Here is an 18,169-nt window from a genome sequence, read left to right on the forward strand (position 1 = left end):
TTCGCCACGCGGGCGTGCGTGGCACCTGGAGTCCCCCATGAAGCTGCAGTCCCGAATGCTGTCCCTGGCCGTGCTGGCCGCCCTGCCCGCGCTGGCCCAGGCCGCCGATGACACCACCGCGCTCGACCAGATCCTGGTCACCGCCACCCGCACCCCGATCGCCCTGCAGGACAGCATCGCACCAGCCCAGGTGATCGACCGCGCGCAGATCGAATCCAGCCAGGCCACCTCGTTGCAGGAACTGCTGCGCGGCCGCGCCGGCATCAACCTGACCAATGCCGGCGGGCTCGGCAAGCAGAGCTCGCTGTTCCTGCGCGGCACCAACTCGGGCCATACCGTGGTGCTGGTCGATGGCGTGCGCATCAACAGTGCCGACCTCGGCCTGGCCATGTACCAGGACCTGCCGCTGGCGCAGATCGAACGCGTGGAAATCGTGCGCGGCCCGCAGTCCAGCCTGTACGGCGCCGACGCCATCGGTGGCGTGATCCAGATCTTCACCCGCCGCAACCAGGGCGATTTCGCTCCGCACTTCCAGCTCGGTGGTGGCAGCAACGGCCTGCGCGAAGCCAGCGGCGGCATCGGTGGTGGCACCGAACGCGGCTGGTTCGGCGCCGACATCGCCTACCAGCATTCCGATGGCGTCGATGCCTGCCGTGGCTCGGCGACGCTGTTCACCGGCTGCTTCGCTGACGAACCCGACCGCGACGGCTACCGCAACCTGTCCAAGAGCCTGCGTGGCGGCTACACCTTCAACGACCAGTGGAATGTGGAAGGCAGTGCGCTGCGCGCCGACGGCAGGAACCACTACGACGGCTATTACAACTACTCGGAAACCCGCCAGCAGGTGCTGGCCGGCAAGGTGCGCTACACCCCGTCCGGGCGCCTGGCGTTCACCGCCAACGTCGGCCGCAGCGACAACGAATCGGACAACTTCGGCGACTTCGGCGCACGCGGCAGCGCGCAGACCCACCGCGACAGCGCCTCGCTGCAGGGTGACTTCACCTTGACCGGAAGCCAGCTGCTGAGCACCGGCGTGGACTGGAGCGAAGACAACCTGGACGGCAGCAGCGCGGGCTACCTCGTCGACAGCCGTCGCAACACCGGCGTGTTCGTGCAGTACCAGGGCCGCTTCGGCCGCCATCAGCTGCAGGCCAGCGCACGCAACGACGACAACCAGCAGTTCGGCAACCACGCCACCGGCAGTCTCGGCTGGGCAATGCAGCTGGACCACGGCCTGCGCGTCAATGCCAGCTACGGCACCGCCTTCAAGGCACCGACCTTCAGCGACCTGTACGACCCGTGGAGCGGCGTGCCGACGTTGAAGCCGGAGAAGTCCAAGAGCGCCAACCTCGGTGTTTCGCAGCAGGGCCAGGGCTGGCATTGGGGCCTGGACGTGTACGAGACCCGCATCGATGACCTGATCACCTACGATGCGTCCACGATGAAAATGCAGCAGGTGGAGAAGGCGCGCATCCGTGGCGCCGAACTGACCGGTGGCGTGCTGCTGGCCGGCTTCGACCTCAACGCGCAGCTGAGCTACACCGACCCGCGCAACCGCACCCATGGCAGCACCCAGTTCGACAACTGGCTGCCGCGCCGTGCACAGCAGACCGCGCGCCTGGACGTCGACCGCCGCTTCGGCGATTTCCGCGCCGGCCTGACCGTGCAGGGTGCAGGCAAGCGCTATGACGATGCCGCCAACGCGGTGAAGGTCGGTGGCTACGGCACGCTGGACCTGCGCGCCGAGTACGCGCTGACGCCGGCGTGGTCGCTGCTGGCACGTGCCGCCAACGTGTTCGACCGCCGCTACGAGACGGTGGCGTGGTTCAACCAGCCCGGCCGCGAGTACCAGCTGAGCGTGCGTTACCAGCCGAAATGAAGGCGCGCGCCGGGCATCGCCCGGCGCCGATCTACTGTAGAGCCGAGCCCATGCTCGGCTCACGCAATGAAGCAGCCGAGCGTGGGCTCGGCTCTACACCCGAACGCCCGCGGCCAACCCCGGCAACTCACGCAGGTCGTCAATCACCGCCACCGCCTGTGCGGTGGCCAGGTCCAGGCCACGCGGATAACCGTAACGCACCAGTGCGATCGGCATGCCTGCCTCTTCGGCGGCGCGGTAGTCGGTCAACGAATCACCCACCATCAGGCAGGCATCCACCGCCAGCCCGAAGTGCGCAGCGATGTGCCGCAGCGGCTCACCGCTGGGCTTGCGCTGCGGCAGCGAATCGCCGCCCAGTACCAGCGCGAACGCATCACCAATGCCCAGGTGTTGCAGCAGTGGCGGCACCAGCGCTTCGGGCTTGTTGGTGCAGATCGCCAGCGGAACACCGCGTGCACGCAGCTGCATCAGCGCTTCGGCCACGCCATCGAACAGGCGCGGGCTGCGCAGCAGGCACTCACGGTAGTGCACCATGAACACCGGCATCACTTCGGCCAGGTCGACCTCACGACCCGCGGCATGCACGGCCTGCTCGACCAGGCGGCGCACACCGTCGCCGATCCAGCCCAGAACCGTGGCTTCCGGCACGCGTGCCATGCCGATGTCTTCCAGCGTGCGGTTCAGTGCTTCGGCGATATCAGCTGCGCTGTCGACCAGCGTGCCATCAAGGTCGAACACGACCAGCGGATAGGGATACGACAAGGGACGGCACCTGCACGACGTGGGGCCGCCCATTGTACGCCGCTGGTTTCTGCGCCGATCCGCCTCAACCGATCCGGCGTGCGCGGGTGGCCAGGAACGTGGGCAGGTAGCGGTCGATCAGGAAGCGCGGCTGCGGCTGCCAGTCTTCCATGAAGCGATCGATGACGAACCCCGCATCCAGCTGCCCGCCGATCAGTTCGGTCAGGCTGTGGCCAAAGGTCAGCGCATCGCCGCGGCCGAGTTTCGCCTCACGTTCTGCGGCGGGCAGGTCTTCCAGGTCCGAATAGGGAATGGCGTACTGCGGCCGGATCAGGCCCTGCGCATCGAGCTGCGGATCGCGCGCGCCGACGAACAGCACCGGGTTGTAGAAGCTGGCCATCAACATGCCATCGCGCGCCAGCACGCGGCGGCATTCGGTCCACACCGGGCGCACGTCGGGTACGTACAGGTTGGAGATCGGATGGAACACCACGTCGAAGCTGTCGTTGGCGAATACGTGCAGGTCGCGCATGTCGCCCTGCACCGTGCGCAGCTGCAGGCCATCGCGCGCCGCCACGCTGCGGTCCTGTTCCAGCTGCCCGTCGGAGAGATCGAACACGGTGACGTCGGCGCCCGCAGCGGCCAGCACCGGTGCCTGCTGGCCCCCGCCCGAGGCCAGGCACAGGATGCGGCGGCCACGCACATCGCCCAGCCAGTCCAATGGCAGCGCGCGTGGGGTCAGATGCACCTGCCAGCGGCCTTCGCGCGCGGCGGCAATGGTTGAACTTTCCACCGGGCGCGACCATTCGCGCACTTCGCTGGCCTGGCGGTCCCAGGCAGCACGGTTGTGGTCGATCAAGGCCTGTCCATGGTTCATGTGTTCTCCTTGCCCGGTGGGCGCCAATCCAGATCCTGGAAGGCCGGGCTGGCGAAACACTCGGCCAGGTAGTCCAGGAATCGCCGCATGATAGCGGGCTGCTGTCGCCGTGACGCGTACACGGCATGAATGCCGAGTTCGTCCAGGCTGAATTCGGGCAGCAGTTCGATCAGCTCGCCGGTACGCAGCAGCGGCGCCACCTGGTAGGTCGGCAGCATGGCGATACCGGCACCGGCCCGCACCGCCTCCAGCAGCAGCGAGGCCTCGTTGGCGCTGATGTTGCCGCCCACCGCCACCGACAGCGAACGGCCGTCTCGGTGCAGCTGCCACAGGCTCTTGCCGACGTAGTGGTGGGTCAGGCAGTTGTGCGCGGCCAGATGCTCGGGAGCAGTCGGCGTGCCGCGTGCCTGCAGGTAGGACGGCGTCGCGCACAGCACCGAGCGGCAGGTGGCCAGCCGCCGCGCGATCAGGCTGGGATCGATATGGCGCGCGATGCGCACGGCCAGGTCCACCCGCTCCTCCACCAGGTTCACCGTGCGGTCGACCAGCAGCAGCTCGATGCGTGCCGCCGGATGGCGCGCAACAAAGCCGGCCACCGCCCGCGCCAGGTGGCTCTGCCCGAACGACACGCTGGCAGTCACCCGCAGCGTGCCATGCGGCTCGGGATCATCGCTGGCCAGCTCGCCCTGCAGTTCCTCGCCGATCGCCAGCATCTGCCGGAAGCGCGCCAGTGCCGCCTCGCCCGGGCCGGTCAGGCTGACCCGGCGCGTGGTCCGGTGCAGCAGGCGTGCGCCCAGCCAGCCCTCGACCTCAGCCAGGTAGCGGCTGACCATCGCCCGCGACATGTCCAGCACCTCTGCCGCCGCGGTCAGGCTGCCGCGCTCGGCCACCTCGACGAACACGGTCATGGCGGTCAATCGGTCCATATGCTCGATCCATGCAACAAACAAGCGCGTTATACGCTGTTTTTCGAGCGACTGCAGCGGCCTAGAGTGGCGCCATTCCCACCCCACAGCGCCCCACGGAGTCCTGCCATGAAGATCGCCCTCGTTGGTTCCACCGGCAACATCGGCCGCCAGATCGCCCGCCACGCGCTGGCCCGCGGCCACGAACTCACCGTCATCGTGCGCAGCGCGCAGGACCTCCCGGCCGAGCTGGCCGGTGCCCATCCGGTGATCGCCTCGCTGGATGACCAGGACGCGCTGGTTGCCGCCATCGCCGGCCACGACGTGCTCGCCAGTGCCTACGGCCCGCGCCCGGGCGATGACATCGGCCGCGTCGGCGAGGTCGCCGCGCAGCTGGCGGCTGCCGCGCGCAAGGCCGGCGTGCCGCGCCTGGTGGTGGTTGGCGGTGCCGGCAGCCTGGAAGTCGCACCCGGCGTGCAGCTGGTCGACACCCCCACCTTCCCGGAGGCCTACAAGCCGTACGCGCTGGCCCACCGCGAGGCGTTCAACCGCCTGCAGGCAGTGGACGACCTGGACTGGACCTTCTTCTCGCCGGCCGCCGAAATCGGCCCGGGTGAAGAGCGCGGCCAGTACCGCGTGCAGCCCAAGGCGTTCCTGGCCGATACCAGCGGCCACAGCCGCATCAGCTACGCCGACTATGGCGCGGCGTTCGTCGCCGAACTGGAAGCGCACGCGTATCCGAAGCAGATCATCACCGCAGCGTATTGATCCACGCACGTCCCATGTAGAGCCAAGCCCGCGCTCGGCTCTACGCGAACATGCAGCCGGGCATTGGCCCGGCTCTACACAAGGAATTCCCATGCGTACCGCTGCCCTGCTGCTTCCCCTTGCCCTGGCCGCCAGCTTCACCAGTGCGCCGCTGCTGGCCGCACCGGCCACCACGGCGCCGGCGGCGGCGACGAAATCCCAGCTGCACCTGCAGACCTTCCATCCCGGCCCGCAGGCAATGTTCTCGGTGTCCTCGGTGCTGATCGAAGGCCGCCACGACGCGATCCTGGTCAATGCGCAGTTTGGTGTCAGCGATGCGCGCAAGCTGGTCGAGCTGATCCGCGCCAGCGGCAAGCAGCTGACCACGATCTACATCAGCCACGGCGATCCGGACTACTACTTCGGCCTGGCCACCCTGCAGGACGCCTTCCCGCAGGCACGCATCGTCGCCACCGCGCAGACCGTCGCCCACATCCAGCAGACCCAGGCCGGCAAGCTGGCCTACTGGGGACCGAAGATGGGTGCCGACGTGCCCGCGCGCATCGTGCTGCCGCAGGTGCTGGATGGCGATGCCCTGCAGCTGGAAGGCCAGCGCCTGCCGCTGATCGGCCTGGATGGCCCGACCCCGGACCGCACGGTGCTGTGGGTGCCGTCGCTGCGCGCGATCGTCGGTGGCATTCCGGTGGTAGCCGGCGAGCACGTGTGGATGGCCGACACGCAGACGCCGAAGTCGCACACCGACTGGCTGCAGACCCTGCAGCGGTTGCAGGCACTGAAGCCGAAGGTGGTGGTGCCGGGGCATTACGCGCCGGGTGCGGCGCTGGATGCCAGTGCGTTGCGCTTCACCGCGGACTACATCCGCGCGTTCGATGCCGAGACGGCAAAGGCCAGGGACAGTGCGGCGCTGGTGAAAGCAATGCAGTCGCGCTACCCGAAGCTGGATGGCGTGGCATCGCTGGAGCTGAGCGCGAAGGTGGCCAAGGGCGAGATGCAGTGGCCTTAAGGTAAAGGGTTGTTTTGCAGGGCTGCGCCCTGCACCTGCGCAACGGCAACAGCTGGATATCTGTGGGTTGGCGGGGTGGGTCCGATGGCAGGGGACGCCGTGAACCCGTCCATGGGGGCTTGGTCGCGGCATCCATGCCGCTCACACCCCTGCCATCGGGCCCACCCCGCCTTCGACAGATCTCGGCAATCTGCTGGGGTCGGATCCCGTTGCTGCGCAACGGGCTCTGACCCCGCCTTTGCCGATCAGAGGGATGTGGAATCGTTCGGTCCGTGCTCGAACAATTCCCCCTGCACCACGGCCTCCTTTTCGCGGAACCCACCCAGCCCGACGCCGACCAGGCGGTAACGCGTCTCCGCCGGCAGGTCGACGCGGGCGCGCAGGGCCAGTGCGATGTCGCGCAGTTCTTCCATCGATTCCGGCGGGCGCTCCGGGGTGAAGCTGCGGGTGAGGATGCGGAACTGCGCGGTCTTCAGCTTCAGCACCACGGTGTGGCCGACGCGTTCGGTCTTGCGCGTGGCATTCCAGGTCTTCTCCGCCAGCTGCACGATCGCCTCGCCCAGGTCTTCCAGCAACAGGTCCTCGGCAAAGGTGTCCTCCGAGGAGATCGACTGCACCTGCTGGTCCGGTTCCACCGGCCGCTCGTCGATGCCGCGTGCACGGTTGTACAGGCTGCGGCCGAAACTGCCGAACGCCTCTTCCAGGTCGACCAGGGACCACTGCCGCAGGTCGCCGCAGGTGACGATGCCACGCGCGGCAAGTTTGCCTTCCATCACCTTGCCGACGCCGGGCACCCGGTTCACCGGCAGCGGCAGCAGGAAGGCGTCCACCCGCTGCGGTGGAATCACGAACTGGCCATCGGGCTTGCGCCAGTCCGAAGCGATCTTGGCCAGGAACTTGTTCGGCGCGATCCCGGCTGAAGCGGTCAGGTTCGTCTCCTCGCGGATCTGCGCACGGATGGTGCGGGCGATGTCGGTGGCCAGTTCGATGCCGCTCTTCGGCTCGGTCACGTCCAGGTAGGCCTCGTCCAGCGACAACGGCTCGACCAGGTCGGTGTGGCGCAGGAAGATCTCGCGTACCTGGCGTGATACCGCCTTGTAACGTGCAAAGTCCGGCGGCACGAAGATCGCGTCCGGACACAGGCGTTCGGCGCACAGCGCCGGCATCGCCGAACGCACGCCGAACACGCGTGCCTCGTAGGACGCCGCACACACCACCGAGCGCGCGCCGCGCCATGCCACAACCACCGGCTTGCCCCGCAGTGACGGATCGTCGCGCTGCTCCACCGACGCGTAGAACGCGTCCATGTCGACGTGGATGATCTTGCGCAGTCGGGTCATGTCAGGCGGAAAGGGCGGGGGCGTGCCGAACGGGCCACACGCCGAAGTATGGTCGTTGCACATCAACAGGATGCGCGTATTCCATTGAAAACACTACGGTTGCGTACGGTTGAAATGTTTGATCGGCGCAGTTTCCACGGGCATCCTCGAACGCTTGTTTCCCTGTTTCCCGCTTCCAGGATTGTGCTTCATGACCCGTCTCCACGCGTTCAACCGCGAACAGCTGCTGGCCAGCGCACGCGGTGAACTGTTCGGCACCGCCGCCGGCCGTTTGCCCAACGATCCGATGCTGATGTTCGACCGCATCACCGACATCCACGAGGACGGCGGACCGCACGGCAAGGGCATGGTACGCGCCGAGCTGGATATCTGCCCGGACCTGTGGTTCTTCGGCTGCCACTTCATCGGCGACCCGGTCATGCCCGGCTGCCTGGGCCTGGACGCCATGTGGCAGCTGACCGGCTTCTTCCTGACCTGGCTGGGTGCCCCCGGCAAGGGCCGCGCACTCGGCTGCGGCGAGGTGAAGTTCACCGGCCAGGTACTGCCGGACGCCAAGCTCGTGCGCTACGAGATCGACATCAGCCGTGTCATCAACCGCAAGCTGGTGATGGCCCAGTCGGACGCCCGCATGTACGTGGATGACCGCGAAATCTACAGCGCGCGCGACCTGCGCGTCGGCCTGTTCACTGAAACCGGGAGCTTCTGATGCGTCGCGTCGTCATCACCGGCATGGGCATCACGTCCTGCCTCGGCAATGATCTGGATACCGTTTCGGCCGCGCTGCGCGAAGGGCGCTCGGGCATCACCGCCTTGGCCGACCATGCCGAAGCAGGCCTGCGCAGCCAGGTCGGCGGTCGCGTCGACCTCGATCTGGAGGCGCTGATCGACCGCAAGCAGAAGCGCTTCATGAGCGACGCGGCGGCCTTCGCTTACCTGTCCATGCGCGATGCCATCGCCGATGCCGGGCTCAGCCCCGAGCAGGTCAGCAACCTGCGCACCGGCCTGATCGCCGGTTCCGGCGGCGGCTCCAGCGAATGGCAGATCGGCGCGGTCGACCTGCTGCGCGAACGTGGCGTGCGCAAGGTCGGCCCGTACATGGTGCCGCGCACAATGTGCTCGACGGTCTCGGCCTGCCTGGCCACGGCCTACCAGATCAAGGGCGTCAGCTACTCGCTGTCGGCCGCCTGCGCGACCTCGGCGCACTGCATCGGCGCTGCCGCGGACATGATCCGCCACGGTGCGCAGGACATCATGTTCGCCGGTGGCGGTGAAGACCTGCACTGGTCGATGAGCGTGATGTTCGATGCGATGGGCGCGCTGTCGACCAGCTTCAACGAGACCCCGGCCAGCGCCTCGCGTCCGTACGACAAGGACCGCGACGGCTTCGTCATCGCCGGTGGCGGCGGCATGCTGGTGCTGGAGGACTACGACCACGCCGTTGCGCGTGGCGCGCACATCCATGCCGAGCTGATCGGCTACGGCGTGACCTCCGATGGCGCCGACATGGTCGCGCCGTCCGGCGAGGGCGCGGTGCGCTGCATGAAGATGGCACTGCAGGGCGTCGATCGCCCGCTGGACTACCTCAACACCCACGGCACCTCGACCCCGCTGGGCGATGTCACCGAGCTCAACGCGATCCGTGAAGTGTTCGGCGATGCGGTACCACCGCTGTCCTCGACCAAGGCGCTGTCCGGCCATTCACTGGGCGCGGCCAGCGTGCACGAGGCGATCTACTGCCTGCTGATGATGCGCGATGGCTTCGTCGCCGGTTCGGCCAACATCGGCGAGCTGGACCCGAAGGTGGAGAGCTTCCCGATCCTGCGCGAAAGCCGCGAGCAGAAGCTGGACACGGTGATGTCCAACAGCTTCGGCTTCGGTGGCACCAACGCTGCGCTGGTGTTCGGGCGGGTGTGATTGAACAGGTGTGCCGACCAACGGTCGGCACCCACCAGAAGATGTGGAGCCGAGCCCATGCCCGGCTCAGTGCCAACCAAGGTCGGCACCCACCGCTACTTCGGCAGCAGCGGCAGCAGCAGGGCGTGCGCGTCCACCAGCGAGCCGACGATGCGGTGGCCCAGTGCGCGCAGCTCTTCATCCGGATGCACCAGGTCCGGCACCTGGATCACGGTCATGCCGGCGGCCAGTGCGGCCCGCGTGCCGGCCGGTGAATCTTCCAGCGCCAGGCAACGTTCGGGCGCCTGGCCCAGCCGCTGCGCGGCCAGCAGGTAGATATCCGGCGCCGGCTTCGGCCGCGCCACATCACCACTGGTGATCACGGCATCGAAGTACGGCAGCAGGCCTGCGGCCGCCAACTTGCGGTTGGCGCGCGGCTGCCGCGTGGTGGTCGCCACCGCACGCGGTACCGCGTGCGCCTTCAGCAGCTCCAGCAGCTCCAGGATGCCCGGCCGCAGCGGCAGCCCGGTCTGCGTGCGTGCTTCGTACAGCTCATGGCAACGTGCCGCCACCGCGTCGATCAGGCTGTCCTCGATGCCCTGCGCGCGCAGCAACGCATGCGTATCGTGGTCGCCGAGGCCGACCATGCGCAGGAACACCGCTTCCTCCAGGCCCAGCCCGAATTCGTCGGCGGCCTCGCTCCAGCAGGCCAGCGAGACCCGCTCGCTGTCGATCATCAAACCGTCCATGTCGAAGATGACGGCGTCGGGCAGGAACGGCAGCGCAGCGAAGGGGGTCATGGAGCGAACAACGTATCCAGGTCGGTGGAAGTGAGCTGCCGCCATTGCCCTTCGTCCAGCCCCTGCAGGTCCAGCCCGCCGACGCGGCTGCGGTGCAGGGCCTGCACGTGATTGCCGGTGGCGGCGAACATGCGGCGTACCTGATGGTAGCGGCCTTCATGCAGCACCAGGCGTGCGCGACGCGCCTCCAGCACTTCGAGTTCAGCCGGCAGCAGGGGCGTCTTCTCGGACTCCAGCATCAGCGTGCCGCTGGCGAACAACGCCACTTCGTCGCCGCGCAGGTCCTCGCTCAACTCGACTTCGTAGACCTTCGGCAGCTTCGACTTCGGCGAGATGATCCGGTGCAGCAGGCCGCCATCGTCGGTCAGCAGCAGCAGGCCACTGGTCTCGCGGTCGAGGCGGCCCACCGTGGACAGCACCGGATCACGGTCGCGGAAGCGCGGCGGCAGCAGGTCGTAGATCAGGCGGCCGGTGTCCTTGGTCGAACAGGTGTAGCCGGCGGGCTTGTGCAGCGCGATCGACAGCCCCACCGGCGGGTCCAGCGGCTCGCCATCGACGCGGATCGCCTCGTGCGGCACCTGGTCATCGGCGTACAGCACCTCACCGTCGGCGTCGGTGACGCGGCCTTCGCGGAACATCCACTGCACCTGCTTGCGGCTGCCATAGCCCAGGTTGGCGATCAGCTTGACCAGCTTCACTTGCCCTTCCCCTTCACTGCTTCAACCAGCTTGAAACCGTCGCGCTCGGCGACCACGCGCACCGCACCGAAGCTGTCGTTGAGGGTGTGCTCGTACGGCAGATGGCGGTTGGCCACCACGTACAGGCGCCCGCCCGGGCGCAGCGCCTGCGCGGCCACGGCGATGAAGCGCTGGCCGATGTCCGGGCGGTCGGCACGCGACGGCGTGTGGAACGGCGGGTTGCTGATGATGACGTCGTAGCCCGGCTCGATGCCGGCGGTGACGTCGCGCCACAGGAAGCGCAGCGGCAGCGCGCGCGGCGGCGGCGCCAGGTTCAGTTCGGCCAGGGCCAGCGCACGCTGCTCGGCCTCGTACAGGTCCAGCGCGGTGATCTTCGGGCAGCGTTCCAGCAGCTCGCGCGAGAGATAGCCGTAGCCTGCGCCAAGGTCGGCGGCGCGGCCGGCCAGGTCGGCCGGCAGGTGCTCGGCCAGCAGCGCCGATGCCGGATCGATGCGGTCCCAGGCGAACACGCCCGGGCGGCTGAGGAAGCGTCCGCCCATGATCGGGCGCACCGCATCCAGCGCCGACCAGCGCTTGGCCAGGTCGGCGTCGTGCTGGCCCTGCAGCGGGGCGGTCCAGTACACGCGGCAGTGGTTCTTGGTCAGGCAGCCGCCGAGACCGGCCAGCTGCTTGAGGTCGCCTTCACCGGAGCGCGCGCCTTCGTTGTTGGCCTGGCAGGCAACGATGCGGCCGCCCTCGGCGACCAGCGCCAACGCGCGGGCGAACAGCGCACGGGCTTCTTCACGCTGGCGCGGTGGCAGCACCAGCACCAGCGGGCAACGGCCCTTGCCGGCCACATCGTCCAGCTGGCCGCTGACGGTCCAGCCGGTGGCCTGCTGCAGCGGCTGCGCGAACGGGGCAAAGCTCTGTTCGCAGTGCAGCTCGCGGTTGCCGGCCGCTTCGCGCAGCGGCCAGCCATCGCGGGCACGCAGGAAAGCCACCGGGCCCTCCGGCCAGCGCAGGGCGCCTTGGGAGAACGGCAGGAGCAGGGTCTGCAGGGGGGCGTCGTCGCTGGAGGCCATCGGCGCGGGTACTTCAAGCGTGAGGGCCGTCCATTGTACCGGCTTGGCCGGGCCGGCCCCGGCAGGCCGCTTTGCGAAACCCGAACGGGGCCTTGATCTGCCAGAAACATTGAAACGTTCAGGGTAGAGGCTCCCCCGGAAACCCAGGAGAACCTGCATGCGAGCCTTGTTCGTCGGTGGCGTCGTCGACAACAGTGAAATGGACCTGGAAGGCAGCCATCCGCCCGTGCACTACCCCGAGGACACCGGCGGCGGGCACTCGCGTTACCGGCTGCACCAGGTCGGCCATGGCGCCGATGGCAGCGTGGCCTATGCGGTATATGGCGCACCGGACCTGGCCGATGACGAGGTGGCCCGGGTGGCGGAAGAACGCGCCTACGCGCGCCGGTTCGAAGCGACGCCGACCTTGTTCGAGCATTGACACATCCGTAGCGCCCGAGCAGATGCTCGGGCGCCAGCCGAGCGTGGGCCCGGCTCTACATCGGATCAAGGCGCCTTGGGTGGCAGGCGGTTGATGCTGGCAATCTCGTCCAGCCACACATGGTGCTGCTGCACCGGCGTGTCGTAGTCATCCAGGCGCAACTGGCCGTTGCTGCCTTCATCACCAGCGACGTTGCGGTACTGCTGCACGGTTGGCCTCACGGCCACCGTGCCGAGCAGGCGGCGGCCATCGTGCAGAATCAGTTCCACCTGCGTTTCGCCTTCCAGCTGCGGCAGCAGGGCTTCCAGGCGCGCGATCTGCGCCGGATCGGTATGGATACGGGGAGCTATGCGGGACATCGGCGACCTCCTGCATGCAGGGTCGCCGATCGGCCGTGAATGCTCAGTGCAGCGCGCTGTCGGCGCGGGGTACCTGCACCTTGCGTACCGCAGCCACCAGCTGCGCCACCGAGTACGGCTTGGCCACGTGTTCCTGGAAACCCGACGCCAGCGCACGGCGGCGGTCATCGGCACGCGCCAGCGCGGTGACGGCGACCGCGGGCAGGGTCGTGGCATCCACGCCCATGTCCTCGCGCAGCGTGCGCACCAGGCCATAACCATCCATGCCCGGCATGCCGATGTCGGTCAGCATCACGTGGTACTGCAGATGGCCGGTGTCGGCCAGCAACGCCAGCGCCTCACCGGCCGAACTGGCCGCCGACACGCTGGCGCCCTGCTCTTCCAGCATGCGCCGCAGGTACTCCAGCACTTCCGGCTGGTCTTCCACCGCCAGCACGTGCATGCCGCGCAGCGGATACGGCTCGACGATCACCGGTTCCAGGATCGGCCCGCTGATCACTTCGCGCAGCGGGCGCCGCTCGGCATCGGGAAGGTGCTGCGGCAGGCGCACGGTGAACGTAGCGCCATGGCCGTGCCCCTCGCTGGCCGCGGCGACCGTGCCGCCATGCAGTTCGACCAGCTGCTGCACGATCGCCAGGCCCAGTCCCAGTCCACCATGGCGCCGGGTGGTGGTGCCATCGGCCTGGCGGAAGCGGCTGAACAGGTGATTGAGGAATTCGGGTGCGATGCCATCACCGGTGTCGCGCACGGTGATTTCCCAGTAGTTGCCGTCGGCCCGCAGCTGCAGGTCGATGCGGCCTTCAGCCGGGGTGAACTTGATCGCGTTCGAGAGCAGGTTCCAGAACACCTGCTGCAGGCGCGTGGCATCGCCCAGCACCAGGCTCGGCTGTTCGGGCAGCTGCAGGTGCACGTCCAGTGCCTTGCCTTCGGCAACCAGTTCCTGCGCGCCGATGGCCTCGCCCAGCACCGTGCGCAGGTCCAGCACTTCCACCTCCAGCTGCACCTTGCCCAGCAGCATGCTGCTGAGGTCCAGCATGTCCGAGATCAGCCGCTTCTGCGCGCCGGCGCTGTTGGCGATCACGTTCAGGCCCTTGTACAGAGGGCTGGTGTTGTCCACACGCTGCAGCAGCAGCTCACTCCAGCCGAGGATGGTGGTCAGCGGCGTACGCAGTTCATGCGACAGCGTGGCCAGGAACTCGTCCTTCAGCCGCGCCATGTTCTCCGCAGCGCTGCGCGCGGCGCGCTCGGACTGCAGCAGTTCCTCGCGGGCCAGTTCGATCTCGCGGCGTTCGGTCACGTCCGGGCTGCTGCCGGCCAGGCCGATGAAGCGGCCCATCCGCGAGAAACGCGGGCGTGCGTTCATCTCCAGCCAACGCCACTGGCCATCGGCGCGCCGCGCACGCACCAGCGCGTGCATCGAACGCTGCGCCTTCAGCGCTTCCTGCAGTTCGTATTCGAATACCGACGCATCGTCCGGATGCACCAGGCCGCGCCAGACATCTTCCGGCACACGCGTCTCGTCGCCACCGAAGAACTCGCTGAAGGCGCTGTTGACGAAGCGGGCATGGCCGCGCTCATCGAGCACCCACACCGGCATCGGCAGGCCGTCGGCCAGCGCGCTGAAGCGCGCTTCGCTCTCGCCCAGCTCCACTTCCATCTGCTTGCGTGCGGTGATGTCGAAGAACAGGATGCCGACCTTGTCCTCGCCTGGCCGGCCCACGCGCACCGCGTCGACCGCGAACGAACGACCCAGCGCACGCGCTTCCATCTCGAACTGGGCGGGACGGCCGCTGCGTGCGACCTCGCCGTAGATACGGAACCAGTCCTGCTCATGGTTGGGTTCCAGCTCGGTCATGCGCTGTCCACGCGCATCCTTCAGCCCGGTGTGGCGCTCGAAGGCATCGTTGACCTCGAGGAAACGATAGTCGACCGCACGATCGCCCTCGAACAGCACCTGGATCACGCAGAAACCAGCGTTGATGCGCTCAAGCACGCCATGATGCAGGTCGGGTTCGGGCGCCTGCACCATCATCGGTGGGCGCTCCACGAGGGGCGGCAGTGTGGACAAGGGCGTCTGGACGGGCCGGATTGGAAGCACAGCATCTTCCAAAGCGCGTATTCACAGCGTCAAGCGCCGTCAGTCATGGTTGACGACGATGAATTGGCGGCAACCGCTCTTGTCGGTGTCGCAATCGGCCGTTGCGGTGGCTGGAAAGCGGGATCACACTCGATCTATAAATCGCATCGTCCCCGTCGATGGGACGCAGGAGACCGTCATGAACCGCTCGTTGGCCACTGCCCTGCTGCTGGCAGGCGCCCTCATGGCGGGCAGCACGAACGCCGCGCCGCGCGCCGTCACCGATCCGGATGCGCCCCGCGCGCTGCAGGCCAATGGCCCGGTCAGCGTGAAGTGGGACGATCCAGCCGGATTCACCGAAATCCGCCAGAGCACCAACCGCTTCGAGGCCGAACGCGGCAACTGGGTGCAGCAGCTGGCCAGCTACGTGCAGACCACGGCGGCCAAGCCGCTGCAGCCCGGGCAGACCCTGGACGTGACCCTGGTCGACATCAAGCGCGCCGGCGACTACGAGCCCTGGCACGGCCCGCGCGGCAGCGACATCCGGATCATGCGCGACATCTATCCGCCGCGGATCACCCTGCAGTACACGCTGAAGGACGCCAGTGGTCGCATCGTCGATGAGGGAGAAGCCAAGCTCAGCGACACCGGCTACCTGCACAACCTGGGGCTGAAGAGCGACAGCGATCCGCTGCGCTACGAGAAGCGCCTGATCGACGACTGGGTGAAGCGCGAGCTGAGCACGCGGGCTACTGCTGCACGATGATTCCGGGCAGCTCTACCTGCCGGCAGGTGTCGACCTTGGTCGACACGCATTGCACGGTGCCGACCAAGGTCGGCTGCTACCAGAGCCGAGCGCGGGCTCGGCTCTACACGTAGACTTTCGCCACGCGCTTGACCGCGCACGGCAGCTGGTAGGCACTCACGCCGCAGCGCGGCGCCAGTTCCGACAGCGTCGGCGCAGAACCCCACAGTTCCACCACACTGCCGATGCCGGCCTGCGCATGCGCGGTCAGGTCCACCGTCAGCATGTCCATCGACACGCGCCCGATCAGTACGCCGGGCTGGCCATCGATCAGTACCGGCGTGCCGTTGGGGGCGAACTGCGGATAACCGTCGGCATAGCCAAGCGCGACCACGCCCACGCGGGTGCGCGCCTTGGCCACGAAGCGTGCGCCATAGCCCACCGGCTCACCGGCCTCGATCCAGCGCTCGGCAATCACCTTCGACTGCATCGTCATCACCGGGCGCAGGCGCTCGGTCAGCGCGGTGTTGTCCGGCAGCGGATTGGCGCCGTACAGCATCAGGCCCGGGCGCACCCAGTCGCTGCGTACATCCGGCCAGCCCAGCAGTGCCGGCGAATTGCACACGCTGGTCTCGCCGTCCAGGCCGTCGATGGCGCGCGCGAAGGTCGCCGCCTGTTCATGGGTGCGTTCGCTGTCCAGCTCGTCGGCACGCGCCAGGTGGGTCATCAGCACGATGCGCTCGACCTGCGGCAGCGCCGACAGGCGTGCATGCGCGGCGCGGAAGCTGTCCACGTCCAGGCCGAGGCGATGCATGCCGCTGTCCAGCTTCAGCCACACGGTCAGCGGGCGCGGGCTGTCGAATGCGACCAGCGCTTCCAGCTGCCACGGCGAGCCCACCGCGAACCAGAAATCGTGCTCGGCCACCAGCGCCATGTCACTGGGTTCGAAGATGCCTTCCAGCAGCAGGATCGGCGCACGGATCCCGGCCTGGCGCAGTTCCAGCGCCTCTTCGATGGTGGCCACGCCGAAACCATCAGCCTCGCCTTCCAGCGCCTGTGCACAGCGCACCGCGCCATGGCCATAGGCATCGGCCTTGATGATCGCCAGGGCCTTGCCACCGCCCAGTTCACGGGCAAGCCGGTAATTGCTGCGCAGGGCGCCCAGATCGATCAGCGCGCGGGCAGGACGCATGTGCGGTTCTCATGTTGCGGGGCGTGACCGTACTGGCCGTAGCGGAAAATATCCAGGCCTTCGGTGCTGATCTGCGGCTGGCGCGCGCTCATCAGGTCGGCCAGGTAACGGCCCGAGCCGCAGGCCATGGTCCAGCCCAGGGTGCCGTGGCCGGTGTTGAGGTACAGGTTGCGGAACGGCGTGGCGCCGATCACCGGCGTGCCGTCCGGCGTGGCCGGACGCAGGCCTGTCCAGAACTGTGCGCGCGACAGGTCGCCGCCCTTCGGGTAGAGGTCGCTGACCACCAGCTCCAGGGTCTCGCGACGACGCTGCGACAGCGACAGGTCGAAACCGGCCACTTCGGCCATGCCGCCGACGCGGATGCGGTCGTCGAAGCGGGTCACCGCCACCTTGTAGCTCTCGTCGAGGATGGTCGAGGTCGGCGCCATCGCCGGGTCGGTGATCGGCAGGGTCAACGAATAGCCCTTCAGCGGGTACACCGGCAGGCGCATGCCCAGCGGTGCGACCAGCGCCGGCGAATAGCTGCCGAGCGCGACCACGAAGCGGTCGGCGGTTTCCAGCTTGCCGTCGATGCGCACGCCGGTGATGCGGTCGCCATCGAACTCGAGGCCGGTGATGTCCTGGTCGAAGCGGAACTCGACACCGGCATCCACGCACATCTGCGCCAGGCGGCGGGTGAACAGCTGGCAGTCGCCGGTCTGGTCACGCGGCAGGCGCAGCGCGCCGACCAGGCCGTCGACATGGGCCAGGGCCGGTTCGGCCTGGATGATGCCGGCGCGGTCCAGCACCTCGTACGGCACGCCGTACTGGGCCAGGATCTCGATGTCCTGCGCAGAGGCATCCAGCTGCTGCTGGGTGCGGAACAGCTGCGTGGTGCCCAGGTCGCGGCCTTCGAACTCGATGCCGATCTGCGCGCGCAGCTCGTTCAGGCAGTCGCGGCTGTACTCGGACATGCGCACCATGCGCGCCTTGTTGATCGCGTAGCGCTCGTGGGTGCAGTTGCGCAGCATCTGCCACAGCCAGCGGTACTGGGCCAGGTCCATGCCCGGCTTGATCGCCAGCGGCGCATGCTTCTCGAACAGCCAGCCGATGGCCTTCTTCGGCACGCCCGGGGCGGCCCACGGCGAGGTGTAGCCGAACGACAGCTGGCCGGCATTGGCGAAGCTGGTTTCCAGCGCCGGGCCGGGTTGGCGGTCGATGACCGTGACTTCAAACCCGGCCTGTCGCAGGTACCAGGCACTGGTGGTGCCGATCACGCCGCTGCCGAGAACTAGGACTCGCATGGGACTTCTCCAACCCGATCATTCCCTGCACTGGAGCGTGCCGGGACCATAATTGGGGAAGTATAGACAGCCAATCCCAGTTGATTTGCCTGATTTGAAATCAATCGGCAGGATGTTCTCCTGCAAT

Annotated in this window: 18 protein-coding genes; 7 read left to right on the forward strand and 11 right to left on the reverse strand. The window is 67.9% G+C overall.

The window, feature by feature from the left end:
* Positions 1-37 precede the first annotated feature (37 nt).
* Positions 38-1,879 (forward strand): TonB-dependent vitamin B12 receptor, encoded by a 1,842-nt coding sequence (gene btuB, locus E5790_RS07135; protein WP_111205891.1) that lies wholly within the window; start codon positions 38-40, stop codon positions 1,877-1,879.
* Between the two features lie 93 nt (positions 1,880-1,972).
* On the opposite strand, the gene gph is transcribed toward btuB, so the two are convergent.
* The 3 genes from gph to E5790_RS07150 form a co-directional block, all read right to left on the reverse strand.
* The gene (gene gph, locus E5790_RS07140) at positions 1,973-2,641 is read right to left on the reverse strand and encodes a phosphoglycolate phosphatase (RefSeq protein WP_049441337.1); all 669 of its coding nucleotides are present in this window, start codon (positions 2,639-2,641) and stop codon (positions 1,973-1,975) included.
* A gap of 64 nt (positions 2,642-2,705) precedes the next feature.
* Positions 2,706-3,497 (reverse strand): class I SAM-dependent methyltransferase, encoded by a 792-nt coding sequence (locus E5790_RS07145; protein WP_014645816.1) that lies wholly within the window; start codon positions 3,495-3,497, stop codon positions 2,706-2,708.
* Positions 3,494-4,423 carry a LysR family transcriptional regulator gene (locus tag E5790_RS07150; RefSeq protein WP_111205892.1) on the reverse strand — a complete coding sequence of 310 codons (930 nt, stop codon included), beginning with the start codon at positions 4,421-4,423 and terminating at the stop codon, positions 3,494-3,496. Before E5790_RS07150 ends, E5790_RS07145 begins: the two co-directional genes overlap by 4 nt.
* Positions 4,424-4,531: 108 nt before the next feature.
* Here E5790_RS07150 and E5790_RS07155 point away from each other — a divergent pair, with 108 nt between their 5' ends.
* Complete coding sequence (locus E5790_RS07155; RefSeq protein WP_032959230.1) at positions 4,532-5,170, forward strand: NAD(P)H-binding protein; 639 nt, start codon at positions 4,532-4,534, stop codon at positions 5,168-5,170.
* 91 nt (positions 5,171-5,261) lie between these two features.
* The gene (locus E5790_RS07160) at positions 5,262-6,173 is read left to right on the forward strand and encodes an MBL fold metallo-hydrolase (RefSeq protein WP_111205893.1); all 912 of its coding nucleotides are present in this window, start codon (positions 5,262-5,264) and stop codon (positions 6,171-6,173) included.
* 245 nt (positions 6,174-6,418) lie between these two features.
* Here E5790_RS07160 and dinB read toward each other — a convergent pair whose 3' ends face one another.
* Positions 6,419-7,513: a DNA polymerase IV gene (gene dinB / locus E5790_RS07165; RefSeq protein WP_111205910.1), complete on the reverse strand. Its 1,095-nt coding sequence runs from the start codon at positions 7,511-7,513 to the stop codon at positions 6,419-6,421.
* Between the two features lie 190 nt (positions 7,514-7,703).
* Here dinB and fabA point away from each other — a divergent pair, with 190 nt between their 5' ends.
* Both fabA and fabB read left to right on the forward strand, forming a co-directional pair.
* Positions 7,704-8,219: a 3-hydroxyacyl-[acyl-carrier-protein] dehydratase FabA gene (gene fabA / locus E5790_RS07170; RefSeq protein WP_111205894.1), complete on the forward strand. Its 516-nt coding sequence runs from the start codon at positions 7,704-7,706 to the stop codon at positions 8,217-8,219.
* Entirely contained in the window at positions 8,219-9,427 is a 1,209-nt protein-coding gene (gene fabB / locus E5790_RS07175; protein ID WP_014645811.1) for a beta-ketoacyl-ACP synthase I, read from the forward strand. Before fabA ends, fabB begins: the two co-directional genes overlap by 1 nt.
* A gap of 95 nt (positions 9,428-9,522) precedes the next feature.
* Here fabB and E5790_RS07180 read toward each other — a convergent pair whose 3' ends face one another.
* From E5790_RS07180 to E5790_RS07190, 3 genes are read right to left on the reverse strand one after another with little or no spacing between them, the layout of a single operon-like run.
* Positions 9,523-10,206, reverse strand: coding sequence for an HAD family phosphatase (locus E5790_RS07180; RefSeq protein WP_046428651.1), 684 nt, complete (start codon positions 10,204-10,206; stop codon positions 9,523-9,525).
* Positions 10,203-10,904 (reverse strand): pseudouridine synthase, encoded by a 702-nt coding sequence (locus E5790_RS07185; protein ID WP_014645809.1) that lies wholly within the window; start codon positions 10,902-10,904, stop codon positions 10,203-10,205. Before E5790_RS07185 ends, E5790_RS07180 begins: the two co-directional genes overlap by 4 nt.
* Complete coding sequence (locus E5790_RS07190; protein WP_111205896.1) at positions 10,901-11,965, reverse strand: class I SAM-dependent methyltransferase; 1,065 nt, start codon at positions 11,963-11,965, stop codon at positions 10,901-10,903. The genes E5790_RS07185 and E5790_RS07190 overlap by 4 nt, the downstream gene beginning before the upstream one ends.
* A gap of 157 nt (positions 11,966-12,122) precedes the next feature.
* Between E5790_RS07190 and E5790_RS07195 the strand changes: the two genes are divergently transcribed.
* The gene (locus E5790_RS07195) at positions 12,123-12,386 is read left to right on the forward strand and encodes a hypothetical protein (protein ID WP_005407925.1); all 264 of its coding nucleotides are present in this window, start codon (positions 12,123-12,125) and stop codon (positions 12,384-12,386) included.
* Positions 12,387-12,451: 65 nt separating this feature from the next.
* Here E5790_RS07195 and E5790_RS07200 read toward each other — a convergent pair whose 3' ends face one another.
* Together E5790_RS07200 and E5790_RS07205 are read right to left on the reverse strand one after the other, a co-directional pair.
* A complete protein-coding gene (locus tag E5790_RS07200; protein ID WP_032959238.1) occupies positions 12,452-12,745 on the reverse strand; it encodes a DUF3247 family protein in 294 nt (97 codons plus the stop codon).
* Positions 12,746-12,788: 43 nt separating this feature from the next.
* Positions 12,789-14,777, reverse strand: a complete 1,989-nt coding sequence (locus tag E5790_RS07205; RefSeq protein WP_136191717.1) for an ATP-binding protein — start codon at positions 14,775-14,777, stop codon at positions 12,789-12,791.
* Between the two features lie 244 nt (positions 14,778-15,021).
* Here E5790_RS07205 and E5790_RS07210 point away from each other — a divergent pair, with 244 nt between their 5' ends.
* The gene (locus E5790_RS07210; protein WP_111205897.1) at positions 15,022-15,588 is read left to right on the forward strand and encodes a DUF3016 domain-containing protein; all 567 of its coding nucleotides are present in this window, start codon (positions 15,022-15,024) and stop codon (positions 15,586-15,588) included.
* A gap of 103 nt (positions 15,589-15,691) precedes the next feature.
* Here E5790_RS07210 and alr read toward each other — a convergent pair whose 3' ends face one another.
* Together alr and E5790_RS07220 are read right to left on the reverse strand one after the other, a co-directional pair.
* A complete protein-coding gene (gene alr, locus E5790_RS07215) occupies positions 15,692-16,759 on the reverse strand; it encodes an alanine racemase (RefSeq protein WP_014645804.1) in 1,068 nt (355 codons plus the stop codon).
* A complete protein-coding gene (locus tag E5790_RS07220) occupies positions 16,738-18,042 on the reverse strand; it encodes a D-amino acid dehydrogenase (protein ID WP_014035841.1) in 1,305 nt (434 codons plus the stop codon). Before E5790_RS07220 ends, alr begins: the two co-directional genes overlap by 22 nt.
* Positions 18,043-18,169: the final 127 nt, after the last annotated feature.

Source organism: Stenotrophomonas sp. PAMC25021, assembly GCF_004795795.1.
Classification (GTDB): Bacteria; Pseudomonadota; Gammaproteobacteria; order Xanthomonadales; family Xanthomonadaceae; genus Stenotrophomonas; species Stenotrophomonas muris.

What these genes read in the sequence shown, in the direction of transcription:
- btuB (WP_111205891.1), top strand. Translation starts at nt 38, where the DNA reads ATGAAGCTGCAGTCCCGAATGCTGTCCCTGGCCGTGCTGGCCGCCCTG.
- E5790_RS07145 (WP_014645816.1), bottom strand. Translation starts at nt 3,497, where the DNA reads ATGAACCATGGACAGGCCTTGATCGACCACAACCGTGCTGCCTGGGAC.
- E5790_RS07150 (WP_111205892.1), bottom strand. Translation starts at nt 4,423, where the DNA reads ATGGACCGATTGACCGCCATGACCGTGTTCGTCGAGGTGGCCGAGCGC.
- E5790_RS07155 (WP_032959230.1), top strand. Translation starts at nt 4,532, where the DNA reads ATGAAGATCGCCCTCGTTGGTTCCACCGGCAACATCGGCCGCCAGATC.
- E5790_RS07160 (WP_111205893.1), top strand. Translation starts at nt 5,262, where the DNA reads ATGCGTACCGCTGCCCTGCTGCTTCCCCTTGCCCTGGCCGCCAGCTTC.
- dinB (WP_111205910.1), bottom strand. Translation starts at nt 7,513, where the DNA reads ATGACCCGACTGCGCAAGATCATCCACGTCGACATGGACGCGTTCTAC.
- fabA (WP_111205894.1), top strand. Translation starts at nt 7,704, where the DNA reads ATGACCCGTCTCCACGCGTTCAACCGCGAACAGCTGCTGGCCAGCGCA.
- fabB (WP_014645811.1), top strand. Translation starts at nt 8,219, where the DNA reads ATGCGTCGCGTCGTCATCACCGGCATGGGCATCACGTCCTGCCTCGGC.
- E5790_RS07180 (WP_046428651.1), bottom strand. Translation starts at nt 10,206, where the DNA reads ATGACCCCCTTCGCTGCGCTGCCGTTCCTGCCCGACGCCGTCATCTTC.
- E5790_RS07190 (WP_111205896.1), bottom strand. Translation starts at nt 11,965, where the DNA reads ATGGCCTCCAGCGACGACGCCCCCCTGCAGACCCTGCTCCTGCCGTTC.
- E5790_RS07195 (WP_005407925.1), top strand. Translation starts at nt 12,123, where the DNA reads ATGCGAGCCTTGTTCGTCGGTGGCGTCGTCGACAACAGTGAAATGGAC.
- E5790_RS07200 (WP_032959238.1), bottom strand. Translation starts at nt 12,745, where the DNA reads ATGTCCCGCATAGCTCCCCGTATCCATACCGATCCGGCGCAGATCGCG.
- E5790_RS07205 (WP_136191717.1), bottom strand. Translation starts at nt 14,777, where the DNA reads ATGATGGTGCAGGCGCCCGAACCCGACCTGCATCATGGCGTGCTTGAG.
- E5790_RS07210 (WP_111205897.1), top strand. Translation starts at nt 15,022, where the DNA reads ATGAACCGCTCGTTGGCCACTGCCCTGCTGCTGGCAGGCGCCCTCATG.
- alr (WP_014645804.1), bottom strand. Translation starts at nt 16,759, where the DNA reads ATGCGTCCTGCCCGCGCGCTGATCGATCTGGGCGCCCTGCGCAGCAAT.
- E5790_RS07220 (WP_014035841.1), bottom strand. Translation starts at nt 18,042, where the DNA reads ATGCGAGTCCTAGTTCTCGGCAGCGGCGTGATCGGCACCACCAGTGCC.